The organism is Delftia sp. NA_296.1, from assembly GCF_052692095.1.
Genome location: NZ_JBQZGF010000005.1, coordinates 1 through 17,041, shown reverse-complemented (window position 1 = coordinate 17,041; position 17,041 = coordinate 1). Strand labels below are relative to the sequence as shown.

Genomic DNA, 17,041 nt, shown 5'->3' with positions numbered 1-17,041 from the left:
CCATGGACCAGACACGCACCCAGGCCCAGGCACAGACCCAAGCTCATACCCGCATCGAGCACGATGCCTTCGGCCCCGTCCACATCCCTGCCGACCGACTCTGGGGCGCGCAGACCCAGCGCGCGCTGGAGCTGTTCACCATTGGCGAGGAGCGCTTTCCGCAGGGCCTGTACCGCGCCTTCGGGCTGCAGAAGCTGGCGGCAGCGCGCGCCAACCGGCGCCTGGGCGTGCTGGACGACGAGCGCGGCGCGGCCATCGAGGCCGCGGCCACCGAACTGCACGACGGCCTGCTGGACGCGCATTTCCCGCTGACCATCTGGCAGACGGGCTCGGGCACGCAGACCAACATGAATGCCAACGAGGTCATCGCCAACCGCGCCAACCAGATGCTGGGCCAGCCCCCGGGCACGCGCAGCCCGGTCCACCCCAACGACCATGCCAATGCCTCGCAGTCGTCCAACGACAGTTTTCCCACGGTGATGCACCTGGCCACGGCGCTGGAGCTGCGCGACCACCTGCTGCCCGCCCTGGAGCGGCTGCAGCAGCGCCTGCAGGAACGCGCCCTGGCCTTTGCCGGCGTGCTCAAGGTGGCGCGCACGCACCTGATGGACGCCGTGCCCATGACGCTGGGCCAGAGCTTCGAGACCTTTGCCCACCAGGTGGGCCATGGCATCCACCGGCTGCAGGCCACCCAGCCCCGGCTGTGGAGCCTGGCACAGGGCGGCACGGCGGCCGGCACGGGGCTCAACGCGCCGGCCGGATTCGACCGGGTCTTCTGCGAGGAGATACAGGCGCTCACGGGCCTGGCGGTCACGCCCAACCCCTGCAAGTTCGAAGGCATGGCCGCGCACGATGCGCTCATCGAGGTCTCGGGCGCACTCAACGTGGTGGCCGGTTCGCTGGCCAAGATGGCCAATGACATCCGCCTGCTGGGCTCAGGCCCGAGCTGCGGCCTGGGGGAGCTGGTGTTTCCCGACGATGGGCTGAGCTCCTCCATCATGCCGGGCAAGCGCAACCCGACCGTGGCCGAGGTCGTGGTGCAGGCCGCCTACCAGGCCATGGGCCACCACCTCACCGTCACGCTGGCGGGCTCGGCCGGGCACTTCGAGCTCAACGTGGCCAAGCCCGTGCTGATCCACCACCTGCTGCGCGCCATGCGCGCGCTGGGCGACGCCAGCCGCGTGTTTGCCGAGAAGCTGGTGGCCGGCCTGCAGGCACACACCGAGCGGCTGGAGCAGCAGGTCAGCCACTCGCTGCTGCAGGCCACCGCGCTCAACCCGGTACTGGGCTATGACGCCGTGGCACGCATCACGCGCGAGGCCATGGCACGCGGCATTGCGCCGCGCGAGGCGGCCGTGGCGCTGGGGCTGATCACGGCGGCCGAGTACGACCGGCTGGTGGACCTGCGGGCCATGGCCGGGCTGCCGCCCGCGTAGCGGCCTCAATCCTCCAGGCCTATGTTCTGCACGATCTTCTTCTCGTCCTCGAACGCCTTCCTGGCGAACGCCGTGTACTCCTGGCTGCCGCGGAACTGCGTGCGCACGCCGTAGTTGCCGACGACCTGGCGGAAGGCCGGGTCGTCCATGGCGGCCTTGATGGCGGCTTCGAGCTTGCGCACGATCTCGGGCGGCAGGCCGCGCGGCCCGGCGATGCCCAGGGGCGAGGGCACATCGAAGGCATAACCGGCCTCGCGGAACGTGGGCACGTTGGCAAAGGCCTCGGGCCGCACCTCGGAGGCCGAGGCCAGCGCGCGCAGCTTGCCCGAGCTCAGGTACGGCAGCACCGTGTTGGCGTACACGCCGGACTTGATGTGGCCGGCCATCAGCGAGTTCAGCGCCTCGGCATCACCCTTGAAGGGCGCATGCGTGAAGCGTGCGCCCGTGGCCTGCTCCAGCAGCGCCATCACCACGTGGTTGGCCGTGAACTTGCCCGGCGTGCCGTAATCCACGGCGCCCGGATTCTTCTTGGCGAACTCGACCAGATCCTGCACCGTCTTGAACGGCGAGTCCTGGGGCACGGCCAGCACGAAGTCATAGGTCATGTACGTGGCGATGTAGCTGAGATCGCGCACCGGGTCGTACTGCACCTTCTGGATGTGGGGCTGGCGGAAGATGCTCACGGGCGCCAGCGTCAGGCGGTAGCCATCGGGCTTGGCCGTGCGCATCTCCATCACGCCCATGGACGCGCCTGCGCCGGGCTTGTTCTCGATCACCACGGTCTGCCCCAGCTGCTTGCCCATGCCCTGGGCCAGCGCACGCGCCACCACGTCGGTCACGCCGCCCGCGCCGTAGGGCACGACCAGGCTGATGGGGCGGCTGGGATAGCTGTCCTGCGCCCATGCTGCGCCCGTCATCAGGACCGATGCGCACATCCATGCGCCAAACACTCGTCTTTGCATTTCCATCTTCCTCAGAGGCTCACGACCATCGAACTTGCTGCTGTTCAATTTAGATGGATGCATGCCAACCATGGATTCGGGCAAGCCCGTAGCGTTGGGGCGTCTGGGGAAAACGCGCAGCGTGGGTGCGGGGAGTGGAACTCTATAGCGCAGGGTGACGTGGTTACTTGGTTTGCAGAGTTTGTGGGCTGCTTTTTGTGCGCATCGCGGTGATTGGGGCATGTCTTTGACGTGACACGTATGCCTTCAGAGCGGCTGCCATTCAGGGATGTTTTTTGTCCCTGCCGGGGGGCAGGCTATGGACCCCATAAAAGAAAAGCGCCACCAGCATCCCTGCCAGCAGCGCCTTCCTCAGTCAATCATCAGACCAAGATCAGCGAACGGTATCGCCCAAAACAAGCCCTTCACGGCGCGGATCAGCCCCACCTTCCAGCTGCGCCTGCCCATTGCGCTGCACCCGCAAGATGGTGCCGATGCCGCTGGACTGCGCACTGATGGACACCACATGGCCCAGGGCACGCAGGCCGCTGACCAGCGGATCGTCGTTGCCGCCATTGGCCGTGTTGATGTTGGGGTGCTCGCCGCCCACGTTGGTGGTCGGGCTGTTGGCCGCGCCGAAGTCCACCAGCGACGTGGCCTGCTGGGCATCCAGACCCCAGTCCAGCGCGCCGACCAGGGTCTTGGTCACGTACTGGATGATGGTGCTGCCGCCCGGCGAGCCCGTGGCCATCTTGAAGTCGCCGGCGGTGCCGTCGGTCTTCAGGTCGAACACCAGCGTGGGCGCCATGGAGCTGCGCGGACGCTTGCCCGGCTGCACGCGGTTGGCGACCGGGCCGTCGGTGGTGCTGGGGATGGCAGCGAAGTCGGTCAGCTGGTTGTTGAGCACGAAGCCGCGCGTGACGTGGAAGGAGCCCATGCTGGACTCCACCGTGGTCGTCATGCTCAGTGCGTTGCCCTTGGCATCGACGATGCTCATGTGCGTGGTGCCGGCCTCCTTGACATCGACCACGCCCTGCGAAGGCGTGCCGAAGTTGCCTGCCTGGGCCGTGCCCATGCTCTTGGTGGTGGAGATGAGGGCGGCGCGCTGGCGCAGGTAGCTCTTGTCCAGCATCAGGGCCGGCGAGCCGCCGGGCAGGGACACGAAGTCGGTGTCGGCCACGTACTTGTCACGGTCGGCATAGGCCAGGCGCAGGGCTTCGCTGACCAGGTGCACGCCCATCACCGAAGGCTTGCCGCCCTCGCCATCGATGGCCGTGGGCGCATAGGCCTTGAGGTCGAAGTTTTCCAGAATGCCCATGGCCTGTGCCACGGCGATGCCACCCGACGACGGCGGCGGCATGCTGCAGACCATGTAGCGCGCGCGGTAGGTGGTGCAGACGGCCTCGCGGCGCTTGGCCTCGTAGCTGGCCAGATCCTGCAGCGTGGTCTTGCCGGGGGTGATGGGTGCGCCGTCCGAGACGGTCTGCGTCACGCCCACCTTGCTGACGATGGCCTGGGCCAGGTCGCCACGGTAGAAGGCGTCGGCGCCGCCATTGGCGATGCTGCGCAGCGTGTCGGCATAGGGCTGGTTGACGAACTTGGCGCCCAGCGCCAGCGGCTTGCCCTGGGCATCGAAGTACAGCTTGGCGGCATCGGCGTCGCGCGCCAGTTCCACCTTGGAGCCGTCCAGCGCCGCAGCCATGCGGCCGCTGATGGGAAAGCCCTTGCTGGCCAGGTCGATGCCCGAATTGAACAGCTGGGGCCACGCGGTCTTGCCGTAGTCCTTGTGCGCGAGTTCCAGCATGCGCACCACGCCCGGCGTGCCGATGGAGCGGCCGCTGGCGCGCGCCGAGGGCTTGGGCGCGGTCTGGTCGGCGGTGTCGTCCACGTAGCGCAGGTAGTTTTCCGTGGCGGCGGCCGGCGCGGTCTCGCGGCCGTCATAGGCCACGACCTTGCCCGTGGCCGCATCGCGGTAGAGCATGAAGGCGCCACCGCCGATGCCGCTGGACTGCGGCTCCACCAGGCCCAGCACCATCTGCACGGCCACGGCCGCATCCACGGCCGAGCCGCCGGACTTGAGCACCTCGCAACCGGCCTTGGACGCCAGCGGGTTGGCCGTGACCACCATGTACTTGGAGGTGTGCAGGGCCTTCTTGCCGAGGCGGTAGCCCGACGAGGGTTCGGGTGCGGCCGGATCACCGGGCAGGCCCGAGCCCACGACCACGCTGCCATCGCCCGAGGTGATGGCACAGGCGGCCAGGTCGTCCTGGCCCGATCCGCCATTGCCACCGCCTCCGCACGATGCGAGGAACAGCGGCGTGGCGGCCGCAAGGCCGATCCACTGCCATGCAGGCAGGCGTTGCCTGGAAGGGGGTTGCTTCATGAAATGTCTCCTTGTGGTGCGTGGAATGCGTTGATCTTGTTCACCTGGGGCAGCACCCGCCCGCAGGCTTGCCGCGAGCTTACATCCGTTCCACCACCACTTCGCGCAGATGCAGCCACCCCGTCAGAGCGGGACTGAAGGACCCCGCTCGCGGATGGCCGGCCCTGCATGCAAGGTCCGTGCCCGGATCGGGGCAGCACCAGGACCAGGAATATCTGGCGGAAAATCCGAACCCGAGCACACCCCAAGGCTGTGCGGCCCGCAGCCTGTGCGGTCGCCCACTTTGGCTTACCATCGCCGGCCCTCTGCTTGATAGGTACAAGCCATGATCCGCGTCTCTGAACTGAAACTGCCCCTGTCGGCGGTGCAATACCACCCCGACAGCCACACCGAATACCTGCCCCTGGAGCCGCTGCGCGCCCTGGCCGCGCGCCAGCTGGGCATTGCCGAGGAGGCCATTGCCTCCGTGCACGTGCACAAGCGCAGCTTCGATGCGCGCAAGTCCGAGCTGCTGGCCGTCTACATCGTCGACCTGACGCTGGCCGACGAGAGCCAGGAAGCCGCACTGCTGGAGCAGTTCTCCAGCCATGCCCATGTGAACCCCACGCCCGACATGCGCTGGCATGCCGTGGGCCAGGCGCCTGCCGACCTGCAGCGCCGGCCCGTGGTGGTGGGCTTCGGGCCCTGCGGCATCTTTGCGGCCCTGGTGCTGGCGCAGATGGGCTTCCGGCCCATCGTGATCGAGCGCGGCCGCTCGGTGCGCGAGCGCACCCAGGACACCTGGGGCCTATGGCGCAAGCGCGAGCTGGCGCCCGAGTCCAATGTGCAGTTCGGCGAAGGCGGCGCAGGCACCTTCTCCGACGGCAAGCTCTACAGCCAGATCAAGGACCCGCGCCACCTGGGTCGCAAGGTGATGCAGGAGTTCGTCACCCACGGCGCACCGCCCGAGATCCTCTATGCCGCGCACCCGCACATCGGCACCTTCAAGCTGGTGAAGGTGGTCGAGGGCATCCGCGAGGAAATCATCCGCCTGGGCGGCGAGATCCGCTTCGGCCAGCGCGTGTGTGACATGCGCATCGAGGGCGAGGGCGAGGACCGCCATCTCACCGCCCTGGAGGTGCTGGACCAGGACAGCGGCGAGCGCCAGTGGCTGGAGACCGACCATGCCGTGATGGCACTGGGCCACAGCTCGCGCGACACCTTCGCCATGTTCTACGAACGCGGCGTGCACATGGAGGCCAAGCCGTTCTCGGTGGGCTTTCGCATCGAGCATCCGCAGGGCCTGATCGACCGGGCGCGCTGGGGCAGGCATGCCGGCCACCCGCTGCTGGGTGCGGCCGACTACAAGCTGGTGCACCACGCCAGCAACGGGCGCGCGGTCTACAGCTTTTGCATGTGCCCGGGCGGCACCGTGGTGGCGGCCACCAGCGAGCCCGAGCGCGTGGTCACCAACGGCATGAGCCAGTACTCGCGCGCCGAGCGCAATGCCAACGCGGGCATGGTCTGCGCCATCGACCCCTCCGACTATCCGCGCGATGCCAAGAGCTTTGCCTGGGCCTTCGACGGCAAGACCCATGGCGTGGAAGACCTCAAGGACGGCGAGCTGCACCCGCTGTCGGGCATCGTGCTGCAGCGCCAGCTGGAGACCAAGGCCTACCTGCTGGGCGGACGCAACTACAACGCGCCGGGCCAGCTGGTGGGCGACTTCATCGCGGGCAAGGAATCGGCCGCGCTGGGCGAGGTCGAGCCCTCCTACCAGCCCGGCATCACGCTGACCAACCTGCACCACGTGCTGCCGGCCTACGCCATCGAGGCCATGCGCGAGGCGCTGCCCGCCTTCGGCAAGAAGATCCGCGGCTACGACATGCACGACGCCGTGCTCACCGGCGTGGAAACGCGCACCTCCTCGCCCGTGAAGATCGAGCGCGGCGCGGACTTCCACAGCCTGAACACGCGCGGCCTGTACCCGGCCGGCGAAGGCGCCAGCTATGCGGGCGGCATCCTGTCGGCCGGCGTGGACGGCGTCAAGGTGGGCGAGGCCGTGGCCTGCGCCATCCTCGGGCTGCCCCTGCCCTCGTCGGGCGCACGCGGCTCCGGTGGCGCAGCATGACACCGCGTCCGCACCGTTTCGCCGCCCCCTCGCGCACCCAGCTGCTGGCCGCCATTGCGGCCATGGGCGTGGTGGTGCTGTCGTCCAACATCCTGGTGCAGTACGCCATCAACGACTGGCTGACCTGGGGCGCCATCACCTATCCGTTCGCCTTCCTGGTGAGCGAGCTGGTCAACCGCAGCTTCGGCCCGCAGCAGGCCCGGCGCGTGGCCTGGGTGGGCTTTGCCGTGGCCGTTGCCGCCTCGCTGGTGCTGGCGCCGCCGCGCATCGCGCTGGCCTCGGGCGCGGCCTTCATTGCCTCGCAATGGCTGGACATCGGCGTGTTCCACCGCCTGCGTGCGGGCCGCTGGTGGCGTGCCCCCCTGGTGGCCACGCTGCTGGCCGCATGCCTGGACACCTTCCTGTTCTGGAGCATCGCCTTCGCAGGCGCCGCCGAGCCCTGGGTGACCTGGGCCCTGGGCGACCTGGGCGTCAAGCTGGTGCTGGGCGTGGCGCTGCTGCTGCCCTTCCGGCTCGCCATCGCCCGGTGGTGGAAAGGCCCATCGGCAATCGCTAGCGCCAAATAAAGCCGACGCGGTTCGCACGGACTCGATCTCAAGCCAGGGGCACCGAGCAAGGGCCTACGCCGGCCGCGCCGCCCCGCAGCGAGGGTGCCGTCCCCCTCCCGCGTAGCGAGAGAGGGGGCGCCGTGCAACGGGAAGCGGCGTCCGCCGCTCAGGGGGAGTCCAATAACTATGGGTTGCGCTGCAGATAGTCCACGGCCAGCGCGGCCAGTGAGCGCGCGCCCGTGGGCAGTTGCTTCTCGTCGATGTCGAACAGCGGCGAGTGGTTGGACGGCGCCTTGGCGAAATCCTGGCCGGCCGGCGGCGCGCCCAGGAAGTAGAAGAAGCCAGGCACCACCTTCTGGAATTCCGAGAAATCCTCGGAGCCGCTGACCTTGGGAATCACCATGGCCTTGCCGCCCATGGCCAGCTTGAGCGCGGGCAGCGAGGCCTCGGTCAGTGCTGCGGGGTTGGTGGTCACCGGATAGGCCACCGGACCGAAACGCACCTTGGCCTTGGCGCCGCTGGAGGCCGCGATCTGCTCGGCCGTGGCGGTGATGCGCTTGTGCGCCTCCTGGCGCATGTCCTCGTCGAAGGTGCGCAGCGTGCCCTGCATCTCCACGTTGTCCGGGATGATGTTGTAGCGCGTGCCGCCCTGGATGGAGCCGATCGTCAGCACGGCCGGCTCCAGGCTGATGTTGAGCTGGCGGCTGACCACGGTCTGCAGGCCCAGCACCACCTGGCTGGCCGCGACGATGGGATCGACCGCATTCCACGGCGACGAGCCATGGCCGCCCCGGCCCTCGACCTGGATGCTCAGGCTGTCCGAACCCGCCATCAGCGGTCCGCTGCGATAGCCCACCATGCCCGAGGGCAGATTGGCCGTGATGTGCAGGCCGTAGATGGCCTGCACGTCCTTGAGCACGCCGGCCTCCACCATGGCCTTGGCGCCGAAGCTGGGCACATGGCCGTGGGCATCGGCCTCCACCGGGGCGCCTTCCTCGGCGGGCTGGAAGATGAACTTCACCGTGCCGGGCAGCTTCGCGCGCATGCCGGCCAGCGCCTCGGCTGCGCCCATGAGCATGGCCACGTGGGCATCGTGCCCGCAGGCATGCATGACCGAAACCTCCTTGCCCATGTACTGGGCCTTGGCCTTGGAGGCAAAGGGCAGGCCGGTCTTCTCGGCCACGGGCAGCGCATCCATGTCGGCACGCAGCGCCACGGTCTTGCCGGGCTGGCCGCCACGCAGCACGCCTACCACGCCCGTACCGCCCACGCCGGTCTGCACCTCCATGCCCAGGCGGTGCAGGTGATCGGCCACCAGCTTGGCCGTGCGTTCTTCCTGGCCCGACAGTTCAGGGTGCTGGTGGATGTCGCGGCGCCACTCCACCATCTTGGGCGCCAGCGGCTGGATGGCGGTATCCAGGGCCGCCAGGCCCTGTGCATCGAGCCCCTGGGCGCTGGCCGCCAGTGGCAGGCCGCAGGCCAGCAGCCCGGCCAGGGCGATGGAGCGCAGGCCTGTGCGCGGGGAGGAGGAAGGCTTTGTCTCGGCGCTGGTGTGGAGCATCTTCGTGGTCCTGGAAAGTGGCACAAGCAGCCATGCTAAAAGTGAAGCACGTATGACGGGCACGTCAAAATCGCCATTTGAGGAGCCAGAACCGCCATGCCCCGAGCCTTCATCATCGAGCTGCCCTGCCTGGAGCACAGCGCCATCGGCCATGCCGCGCACCTGGTGGAGATGCTGCGCAGTGCCAACCTGGTCGCCAGCCTGCGCCTGGGCCGGCGCGCACCGCGCTTTGGCTGGCGGTGGGTCGACGGCCAGGGCCGGCCCCTGCCCGCCATGCCGCATGCGGCCGAAGGCGCGGCAGCCGAGGGGCCCGCGCAGGCCGTCTTCGTGAGCGCGCTGCACTGCCCTGATATTCCCTCCATCCGCGACATCGTCGCCGCGCATCCGGCCCTGGTGCGCCGCATCACCACGGCCTTCGACCAGGGCCTGGCCGTATGCACGCTGGGCAGCGCCGCCTGGTTTGCGGCAACCGGCGGCCGCTGCCAGGGCCGGCTTGTGGCCCTGCCCTGGTATTTCATGGGCGGCTTCGGCCTGGACTTCCCGGGCATCGAACTGGCCGAGGGCCAGCCCTTCGTGGACGACAGGCCCTGGCTCAGCGCCTCCCACCCCGAGGCCCTGGCACCCATGGCCGTTGCACTCACACGCCATGCCTTCGGCGACGACCTGGCCGCAGCGCTGGCCGCCGTGCTGCAGCCCGATGCCCAGCGTGAACGCGCCACCCGCGCCGCCCTGCAGGACCGCCGCATTCCCGCCACGCGCAACAGCGTGCTGGCCCATGCCATCGCCTGGCTGGAGGCACGCGTGGAGCAGCCCTATGACCTGCAGGCCCTCGCGGACGCGGCATCCACCAGCCCGCGCACCCTGCTGCGCCACTTCCAGCAGGAACTGGGCCACAGCCCGCTGGACCACCTGCACCGCCTGCGCTGCGCGCGGGCCCGGGTGCTGCTGGAGATCACGCTGGAGAGCGTACCGTCCGTGGCGCTGGCCTGCGGGTATGGGGATGCCTCGGCGTTTCGGCGGGTGTTCTTGCGGTATGTGGGAATGGCGCCTGCTGCCTATCGGGAAAGGCATGCGCTGAGGGCGCCGAGGAGGCGGTGGAGGGTCGATGCCCTGGACGGGAAGGCTACGGGCATAGACGTTTGAACACCGCTTCGCGATGGGCATCGACCATCGACTCCTGCGTCGCGTCGATCCATGCGCGTACCGGATCTCCCCGTCCGGGATACGGCTATGTCCGCTGCGGCGGCCACTGGCGGGCCGCATGCAGGACGCGCAGCACACGCACGCTGTCGGCGATCACGTCATAAACCAGGATGTAGTTGGGATGCACCACCAGTTCGCGCGTGCCGGCGACGCGCCCGACTCGGCCAAGCAGGGGATGGTCGATCAAATGCCCCGCTATTTCGGAAAACCGCTCGTCAAGGGCCAGCGCAGCGGACGGATTGTCTTGAGCGATGTAGGCACGGATCTCCCGCCTGTCGGCGGCTGCTGGACGTGTCCATACCAGCTTCACGGCGCGGAAATCTTCCTGCGCATTTCGGCCCGCCATGCCCGTGCTTCTGCTTCCACTTCATCGGCAGACAGCACCTCACCCGCGTTGGCCGCGTCGATGCCGACCTGCACTTGCGCGCGCAACCATGCGTCATGTGCCGCAGTCTGTTCCTGCTGTTGCACATATGAGCGCATGAAGTCGCGCAGCAGCTGCGCACCCGTGCGGTCGCAGGCTTTGGCGGCGGTGGCAAAGTCGTTTTTCAGGACCTCATCGACCCGGAAGGTGAAAGTTGCTTCGCTCATGGCGCGGGCTCTCATATGTTACAGGGTACGTACAAGGTAGCACATAGGACAATGCCACACAGATGTATCGGCATGGCATCAAGGTCACCCAGGCCTGACGGATGGCTGGACGAGCAGGCACGGGACAGGGACAAAAACAGAACCCGAGAACAAGAAAGACTCAGTCCACCGTCACCTTCGCCTCCCGAATCACCCTCCCCCACTTCTCCGTCTCGGCAGCAATGAACCGATCGCACTCCTCAGGCGTGGACCCCTCCGCAAACGTCCCCATCACCTGCTCCAGCCGCTGCGACACCTCGGCACTGCGGATGATGCGCGACACCTCGGCGGACATGCGCTGCACAATCTCGCGCGGCACGCCGGCCGGCGCGATCATGGCCGCCCAGGTGCTGCCCAGCAGGCCGTCGTAGCCCTGCTCCACGAAGGTGGGCACGTCGGGCAGCGCGGCCAGGCGCTTGTCGCTGGCCACGCCGATAAGGCGGATGCGGCCCGCCTTGGCGGGCTGGATGAGGTTGGGCGGCGGGTCCAGGAACAGCGGGATCTGGCCGCCCATGAGGTCGGCCAGCGCGGGCGCGGCGCCCTTGTAGGGCACGTGGACCATGTCCGTCTTGGTGAGCAGCTTCATCAGCTCGGTGGTCAGGTGGGCGCTGGAGCCGCTGCCCGAGGAGCCGAAGCCCACCTTGCCGGGATTGGCCTTGGCATAGGCGATCAGCTCGGGCGTGGTCTTGAAGGGCGCGTTCATGGCCACGGCAGCGACCAGGGGCGAGACGCCCATCAGCGAGACGCCGACCAGGTCCTTCTTGGGGTTGTAGGGCAGCTTGGGATAGAGCGTGGTGTTGGCCGCATAGGCCGCGATGACCACGCCGAAGGTGTGCCCGTCCGGCGCGGCCTTGGCGATCTGGTCCACGCCGATGATGCTGTTGGCGCCAGGTTTGTTCTCCACGATGACGGGCTGGCCCAGGGCCTTTTGCAGGCCGACCTGCAGCAGGCGCGCCATCTGGTCGGTGAAGCCGCCTGCCGTGTAGGGAACGATGATGCGGATGGGCTTGGAGGGCCAGGGGCTCTGGGCCCAGGCCGAGGGGGCCAGCACGGTGGTGGCTGCTGCAGCGGCGGCAGCGGTCGATTGCAAAAAGCCGCGGCGGGAAGTCGAAGGCATGGTGTCTCTGGATTCTTCTCAGTTGAAAAATGGCCCCCACGCTACCCTTGCTGCGCAAGGTCCGCTGCCCCCAAGGGGGCCGCTTTTCATCTTGGGGCGGCCCGGCGATGAAAAAACGCCACGCAACAGCGCAGCGTCGGATGGAAAACAAGGCTCAGTACCCCCGCGCCACATCCACAAGGTTGAGCAGCGGCTCGCCCGCGCGCAGGCGGCGCAGGTTCTCCAGGCACTGGCGCGCCACGGTGTCGGCCGAGGCCTGGGCCGCGATGTGCGGCGTGACGAAGGCCTTGGGATGGCCCCAGGCCTTGTTGCCGGGCTGGGGCGGTTCGTCGCGCAGCACGTCCAGCGCGGCGCCGGCCAGGTGGTCTTCGTCGAGCAGGGCCAGCAGGTCATCTTCCACCACCTGCTCGCCGCGCCCCACGTTGATGAAGTAGGCGCCACGCGGCAGCAGGGACAGGGTTCGGCGGTCCAGCAGGTCGCGCGTCTCGGGCGTGAGCGGCAAGGCGCAGACCAGGATATCGCTGGTGGACAGCAGTTGCTTCAGACCTTCGGCACCGCTGTGCGTGGCCAGGCCTGCAATGCTCTTGGCGCTGCGGCTCCAGCCTGCGACGGGGTAGCCGATGGCCTGCATGGCGCCGGCCACGAAGCGGCCGACCTCGCCCAGGCCCAGGATGCCCACGCGGCAGTCTGCGCTGGCGCGCACGGGGCGGCGCAGCCAGTCGCCGGCCTGCTGCTGGCGCGCGAACAGGTCCAGCTCGCGCGTGTGGCGCAGCGCGGTGCCGACCACGTACTGTGCGATCTCCACATGCTGCTGCGGATCGACGGTGCGCGCCACGGGCAGGCCGGCCGGCAGGTCAGGCACGGCCAGCAGCTTGTCCACGCCTGCGCTGGGCGCGCACAGCAGCTTCAGGCCCGGATAGGCCGGCAGCACGCCCGGCCTGAGGCTCCAGGCGAGCATGGCCTCGACCGCGTCGGCCGGCGCCTCCTCGCGGTGGCCCCAGACCTGCACGCCGGGCGCCAGCGCGCGCAGCGAGTCGACGATGGGCGCGCCCATGCTCGGATGGATGTTGACCAGAATTCCCATGGTTTCCTTCAGTCCTTGTAAGAAGGGTCTATGCGGTCCAGGCGGCGCAGCAGGCCGGGCCAGGCCAGGCCTGCGCCCTTGCCCTTGGTGACCTGGCGCGACTGGTTGACCGCATCGGCAATGATGTCCTGCGGGATGCGCGTGAGCTCGCCGCCGCCCGACTGCGCCAGGATCTGGATGCGGCAGGCCGACTCCAGCGTGTACATGGCCAGCACGGCCTCGGCCACGTTGCGGCCGCAGGTCAGCAGGCCGTGGTTGCGCAGGATGAGGAAGTTGCTGGCGCCCAGGTCATCGACCAGGCGCGGCTTCTCGTCGTCGCGCAGGGCCACGCCTTCGTAGTCGTGGTAGGCCAGGCGCGCCAGCGGGAAGATGGACTGCTGCGAGATGGGCAGCAGCCCCTCCTTCTGCGCCGAGACGGCCACGCCATAGCGCGTGTGCGTGTGCAGCACGCACTGCACCTCGGGACGGCCGTCGTGGATGGCGCTGTGGATGACGAAGCCGGCCGGGTTGACGTCGTATTCGGTCTCCATCAGCGGCCGGCCTTCGTGATCGACCTTGACCAGGCTGGACGCGGTGATCTCGTCGAACAGCATGCCGTAGGGGTTGATCAGGAACTGGTCGGGCTGGCCCGGCACGCGCGCCGAGATGTGGGTGAAGATCAGGTCGTCCCAGCCGAAGTGGGCGACCAGCCGGTAGGCGGCGGCCAGCTCGATGCGGGTCTGCCATTCCTCGGCCGTCACCTGGCGGCGGACCTCGGACATCGTGGTGTCGTTGCTCATGGGGTGTACCTCTTGGTGGACATCGTGGTGGACATCGTTTGGAGAAAGCATCCGCCGGTTCAGCGCCCCGTCGCGTACTGGTCGCGCAGCTCGCGCTTGAGCACCTTGCCGATGGCGCTGCGCGGCAGCTCGGCAATGAAGCGCAGGTCCGCCAGGCGCTGGGTCTTGCCGGCCCGCTGGTTGTACCAGCCCATGATGTCCTCGGGCAGGGCCGGCTGCCCCGCGCGCGACACCACGTAGGCCACGGGCGTCTCGCCCCATTGCTCGGACGGCACGCCGACCACGGCCACGTCGTCCACGGCCGGGTGGGCGCGCAGCTGGGTTTCCAGGTCGCTGGGGTAGATGTTGAAGCCGCCGCTGATGATCATGTCCTTGCGGCGGTCGAACAGGGTGAGGAATCCATCAGCATCGAAGCGGCCCACGTCGCCCGTGCGGATGAAGCGCTTGCCCGTGGGGTCGAACCATTCGGCCTCGCGCGTCTTGGCGGGCTGGCCGTGGTAGCCGGTCATCATGCTGGCCGAATGGCCCACGACCTCGCCGTCCGCGCCCGGGGCGACCTCGCGGCCGTCCTCGTCGATGAGGCGGATGTCATGGCCTTCGGCGGGCTTGCCCACGGTGTGCAGCTTGTCCTGGTGCAGATGGGCTTCGAGGATGCAGGTGCCGCCGCCTTCGGTCATGCCGTAGAACTCGGTCAGGCTGCCGGGCCAGCGCGCCACCACGTCGGCCTTGAGCTCGGCCCGGAACGGCGCGCTGGTGCAGAACTTGGCGCGGAAGCTGGACAGGTCATGCTCGCCGAACTGCGGCAGCGCCATGATGCGCTGGTACTGCACGGGCACCAGCATGGTGTGGGTGACGCGGTGCTGCTGGGCCAGCTGCAGGTAGCGGGCCGCGTCGAATTTGGGCATCAGTACGACGCAGCCGCCGCTGCCCAGCGTGGGGAAGAACACCACCAGCGTGGTGTTGGAGTACAGCGGCGTGGCCAGCAGCGTCGTGCCCTCGGGGCCGTAGCCGTAGACGCTGCCCCGGTTGATGTGGGCCCAGCGCATGCCGTGCGACTGCACGATGCCCTTGGGAGTGCCCGTGGTGCCCGAGGAATAGATGATGTTGAACGGCGCGGCCGGCTCCACGCTCACGGGCGCGGGCTGCGCGCCTTCGGGCGCCAGCCAGTCGTCAAAGGCCCGGCCGGGCGCGGCGCCGTCCAGCGAGATGCATTGCAGGGCGCCGTCGGCAGGCACCAGGTCCTGGGCCGCCTTGTCGAGGAACAGGTGGCGCGCCTGGGCATCGCGCAGCATGGAGGCCAGGCTGTCGGCCGTGGAGGACGGCGCCAGCGGCGCAACCACCACGCCCGCGCGCAAGGCGCCCAGGAACAGCGCGGCATAGCGCACCGAGTTCAACGCGCAGATGGCAATCGCCTGGCCAGGCTGCACGCCGTCGCGCTGCAGCGCGGCGGCCACGCGGTCCATGAGGGCGTCGAGCTGCGCGTAGCTCAGCGTCTGCTGGTCGTCGCGCAGCGCGGCATGGGCCGGCTGCTGGCGCGCGTGGCTGCGGATCAGTTCGGCCAGCGTGGTGAAGGGCGCATCGGGCGAAGGCAGGGAGACAGTCATGAGGGACTCCGTTTCACGAATTCACGAATCTCAAGCGGACTGCGCCCGCCAGCCCCCTGGCCCTGCGGGCGCATTGGAGGACAGGCCTACTTGGCGGCCAGGCCCAGGCGGTCGATCAGGACCTTGTCCTTGGCATAGGCCTCGCGCACCCACTGCGCATAGTCGGCGCCGGAGCGGTACCAGGAGTCCTGGTTCAGCTGCTTGAGCACCTCGATGTGGCGCGGGTCATCCATGGCTTTCTTGAAGGCGTCGTGCAGCTTGCGCACCACGGCCGGGTCCATGCCCTTGGGGCCGGCCAGTCCGTAGGGCGAGGTGGAGACCACGCCATAGCCCAGCTCCTTGGCCGTGGGCACGTCGGGCCAGCGCTGGGTGCGCTTTTCGCCGAAGGTCATGAGCAGGCGCATCTGGCCGCCATCCACATAGGTGTCCCAGCCCGAGGCATCGCTTTGCGCGGCCACGTGGCCGCCCAGCAGGGCCTGCTGCAGGTCGGCGTTGCCCTTGAAGGGCACGTGGTTGAGCGTGACCTTGGCGTTCTCGGCCAGCTCCTCCATCAGCAGGTGGGGCGAGGAGCCTATGCCGGTGGAGCCGTACTCGATCTTGCCGGGGCTCTTGCGCGCGGCGGCAATGTATTCGTTGAAGCTCTTGTAGGGCGAGTCCGAGCGCACCGTGAAGCCGAAGGTGTAGCCCGAGACGCCGATGATGTAGGTGAAGTCCGTGACCGGGTTCCAGGCCGTCTTCTGCATGTGCGCCATGCGCAGCATGGACATGGGGAACTGGGTGATGGTGTAGCCATCGGGCTTGGCCGTGCGGGACATGTTGCCCGGGCCCAGCGTGCCGCCCGCGCCGGGTTTGTTCTCCACGATGATGGTCTGGCCCAGCTGCTTGCCCGCGATGTCGGCCAGGGTGCGCATGTGGCGGTCGGTGGAGCCGCCTGCGGGGAAGGGCACGATCAGCGTGATCGGGCGCGTGGGAAAGTCGCTGGCCTGGGCCCATGCCGGTGCGCTGGCGCCCGTGGTGGCCACAAAGACAACAGCCGCAAGCGCAAGGCTGCGGCGGCCAATGGAAATCTGCATATCTGTCTCCTGCATCTCTGAACCAGGTGGGGCCGGGGCACATGCCTTGTGTGCCGCTCTGGCCAGGGCCCGGATACTTCACCCGGGCCCGTTGGCACCGCCTCCCGGTGCGGTGCCTTGCGTTCTTACAGCGACTGCACCAGCTCGGGCACGGCCTGGAACAGGTCGGCCTCCAGGCCGTAGTCGGCCACCGAGAAGATCGGTGCCTCGGGGTCCTTGTTGATCGCCACGATCACCTTGGAGTCCTTCATGCCGGCCAAGTGCTGGATGGCGCCGGAAATACCAGCCGCAATGTACAGCTGGGGCGCCACGATCTTGCCGGTCTGGCCGACCTGCAGGTCATTGGGCGCATAGCCTGCGTCCACCGCTGCGCGCGAAGCGCCGATGGCGGCGCCCAGCTTGTCGGCCAGCGGGGTCATGACTTCGTTGAACTTCTCGCTGCTGCCCAGCGCGCGACCACCGGAGACGATGATCTTGGCAGCCGTCAGTTCCGGGCGGTCATTCTTGGTGACCTCACGGCCCACGAAGCTGCTCTTGCCGTTGTCGCCAGCGGCTGCCAGCTGCTCCACCTG

General features: G+C 68.5%; 15 protein-coding genes. 4 read left to right on the top strand and 11 right to left on the bottom strand.

The annotated features are described in order from the left end of the window. The first annotated feature begins 2 nt into the window (after nt 1-2). On the top strand, nt 3-1,436 hold the full coding sequence (locus tag ACUTR7_RS13825; protein ID WP_445609038.1) for a class II fumarate hydratase: 1,434 nt from the start codon (nt 3-5) through the stop codon (nt 1,434-1,436). Between the two features lie 5 nt (nt 1,437-1,441). On the opposite strand, the gene ACUTR7_RS13820 is transcribed toward ACUTR7_RS13825, so the two are convergent. Next, on the bottom strand, nt 1,442-2,398 hold the full coding sequence (locus ACUTR7_RS13820) for a tripartite tricarboxylate transporter substrate binding protein (RefSeq protein ID WP_012203366.1): 957 nt from the start codon (nt 2,396-2,398) through the stop codon (nt 1,442-1,444). Between the two features lie 373 nt (nt 2,399-2,771). After that, nucleotides 2,772-4,760, bottom strand: coding sequence for a gamma-glutamyltransferase (gene ggt / locus ACUTR7_RS13815; RefSeq protein WP_445609037.1), 1,989 nt, complete (start codon nt 4,758-4,760; stop codon nt 2,772-2,774). A gap of 325 nt (nt 4,761-5,085) precedes the next feature. On the opposite strand from ggt, the gene ACUTR7_RS13810 reads away from it, so the two are divergent. Continuing rightward, complete coding sequence (locus ACUTR7_RS13810) at nt 5,086-6,870, top strand: NAD(P)/FAD-dependent oxidoreductase (RefSeq protein ID WP_123693033.1); 1,785 nt, start codon at nt 5,086-5,088, stop codon at nt 6,868-6,870. Next, on the top strand, nt 6,867-7,436 hold the full coding sequence (locus tag ACUTR7_RS13805) for a VUT family protein (protein WP_034390445.1): 570 nt from the start codon (nt 6,867-6,869) through the stop codon (nt 7,434-7,436). The genes ACUTR7_RS13810 and ACUTR7_RS13805 overlap by 4 nt, the downstream gene beginning before the upstream one ends. Before the next feature lie 166 nt (nt 7,437-7,602). Here the strand turns inward: ACUTR7_RS13805 and ACUTR7_RS13800 are convergent, their stop codons facing one another. After that, nucleotides 7,603-8,979: an amidohydrolase gene (locus ACUTR7_RS13800; RefSeq protein WP_445609036.1), complete on the bottom strand. Its 1,377-nt coding sequence runs from the start codon at nt 8,977-8,979 to the stop codon at nt 7,603-7,605. A gap of 96 nt (nt 8,980-9,075) precedes the next feature. On the opposite strand from ACUTR7_RS13800, the gene ACUTR7_RS13795 reads away from it, so the two are divergent. Continuing rightward, the gene (locus tag ACUTR7_RS13795; RefSeq protein WP_445609035.1) at nt 9,076-10,122 is read left to right on the top strand and encodes a GlxA family transcriptional regulator; all 1,047 of its coding nucleotides are present in this window, start codon (nt 9,076-9,078) and stop codon (nt 10,120-10,122) included. An 85-nt stretch (nt 10,123-10,207) separates the two neighbouring features. Here the strand turns inward: ACUTR7_RS13795 and ACUTR7_RS13790 are convergent, their stop codons facing one another. The 8 genes from ACUTR7_RS13790 to ACUTR7_RS13755 all read right to left on the bottom strand — a co-directional run. Further along, nucleotides 10,208-10,528, bottom strand: a complete 321-nt coding sequence (locus tag ACUTR7_RS13790; RefSeq protein ID WP_099734645.1) for a type II toxin-antitoxin system RelE/ParE family toxin — start codon at nt 10,526-10,528, stop codon at nt 10,208-10,210. Next, nucleotides 10,489-10,773 (bottom strand): CopG family ribbon-helix-helix protein, encoded by a 285-nt coding sequence (locus tag ACUTR7_RS13785; RefSeq protein WP_013804138.1) that lies wholly within the window; start codon nt 10,771-10,773, stop codon nt 10,489-10,491. The genes ACUTR7_RS13790 and ACUTR7_RS13785 overlap by 40 nt, the downstream gene beginning before the upstream one ends. Before the next feature lie 160 nt (nt 10,774-10,933). Then, nucleotides 10,934-11,929 (bottom strand): tripartite tricarboxylate transporter substrate binding protein, encoded by a 996-nt coding sequence (locus ACUTR7_RS13780; RefSeq protein ID WP_043823801.1) that lies wholly within the window; start codon nt 11,927-11,929, stop codon nt 10,934-10,936. Between the two features lie 154 nt (nt 11,930-12,083). Next, the gene (locus ACUTR7_RS13775) at nt 12,084-13,013 is read right to left on the bottom strand and encodes a 2-hydroxyacid dehydrogenase (RefSeq protein WP_445609034.1); all 930 of its coding nucleotides are present in this window, start codon (nt 13,011-13,013) and stop codon (nt 12,084-12,086) included. 8 nt (nt 13,014-13,021) lie between these two features. Continuing rightward, a complete protein-coding gene (locus ACUTR7_RS13770; protein ID WP_012203336.1) occupies nt 13,022-13,792 on the bottom strand; it encodes a class II aldolase/adducin family protein in 771 nt (256 codons plus the stop codon). Nucleotides 13,793-13,851: 59 nt separating this feature from the next. Next, nucleotides 13,852-15,396, bottom strand: coding sequence for a class I adenylate-forming enzyme family protein (locus ACUTR7_RS13765; protein ID WP_445609033.1), 1,545 nt, complete (start codon nt 15,394-15,396; stop codon nt 13,852-13,854). A gap of 86 nt (nt 15,397-15,482) precedes the next feature. Continuing rightward, nucleotides 15,483-16,469 (bottom strand): tripartite tricarboxylate transporter substrate binding protein, encoded by a 987-nt coding sequence (locus tag ACUTR7_RS13760; protein WP_445609032.1) that lies wholly within the window; start codon nt 16,467-16,469, stop codon nt 15,483-15,485. Nucleotides 16,470-16,594: 125 nt separating this feature from the next. Continuing rightward, a partial coding sequence (locus tag ACUTR7_RS13755) for an electron transfer flavoprotein subunit alpha/FixB family protein (RefSeq protein ID WP_445609031.1) occupies nt 16,595-17,041 on the bottom strand: 447 nt, incomplete at its 5' end.

Excerpts from the sequence above, each read along its gene's own strand:
- ACUTR7_RS13825 (WP_445609038.1), top strand. The coding sequence starts at position 3 with ATGGACCAGACACGCACCCAGGCCCAGGCACAGACCCAAGCTCATACC.
- ACUTR7_RS13820 (WP_012203366.1), bottom strand. The coding sequence starts at position 2,398 with ATGCAAAGACGAGTGTTTGGCGCATGGATGTGCGCATCGGTCCTGATG.
- ggt (WP_445609037.1), bottom strand. The coding sequence starts at position 4,760 with ATGAAGCAACCCCCTTCCAGGCAACGCCTGCCTGCATGGCAGTGGATC.
- ACUTR7_RS13810 (WP_123693033.1), top strand. The coding sequence starts at position 5,086 with ATGATCCGCGTCTCTGAACTGAAACTGCCCCTGTCGGCGGTGCAATAC.
- ACUTR7_RS13805 (WP_034390445.1), top strand. The coding sequence starts at position 6,867 with ATGACACCGCGTCCGCACCGTTTCGCCGCCCCCTCGCGCACCCAGCTG.
- ACUTR7_RS13800 (WP_445609036.1), bottom strand. The coding sequence starts at position 8,979 with ATGCTCCACACCAGCGCCGAGACAAAGCCTTCCTCCTCCCCGCGCACA.
- ACUTR7_RS13795 (WP_445609035.1), top strand. The coding sequence starts at position 9,076 with ATGCCCCGAGCCTTCATCATCGAGCTGCCCTGCCTGGAGCACAGCGCC.
- ACUTR7_RS13790 (WP_099734645.1), bottom strand. The coding sequence starts at position 10,528 with ATGGCGGGCCGAAATGCGCAGGAAGATTTCCGCGCCGTGAAGCTGGTA.
- ACUTR7_RS13785 (WP_013804138.1), bottom strand. The coding sequence starts at position 10,773 with ATGAGCGAAGCAACTTTCACCTTCCGGGTCGATGAGGTCCTGAAAAAC.
- ACUTR7_RS13780 (WP_043823801.1), bottom strand. The coding sequence starts at position 11,929 with ATGCCTTCGACTTCCCGCCGCGGCTTTTTGCAATCGACCGCTGCCGCC.
- ACUTR7_RS13775 (WP_445609034.1), bottom strand. The coding sequence starts at position 13,013 with ATGGGAATTCTGGTCAACATCCATCCGAGCATGGGCGCGCCCATCGTC.
- ACUTR7_RS13770 (WP_012203336.1), bottom strand. The coding sequence starts at position 13,792 with ATGAGCAACGACACCACGATGTCCGAGGTCCGCCGCCAGGTGACGGCC.
- ACUTR7_RS13765 (WP_445609033.1), bottom strand. The coding sequence starts at position 15,396 with ATGACTGTCTCCCTGCCTTCGCCCGATGCGCCCTTCACCACGCTGGCC.
- ACUTR7_RS13760 (WP_445609032.1), bottom strand. The coding sequence starts at position 16,469 with ATGCAGATTTCCATTGGCCGCCGCAGCCTTGCGCTTGCGGCTGTTGTC.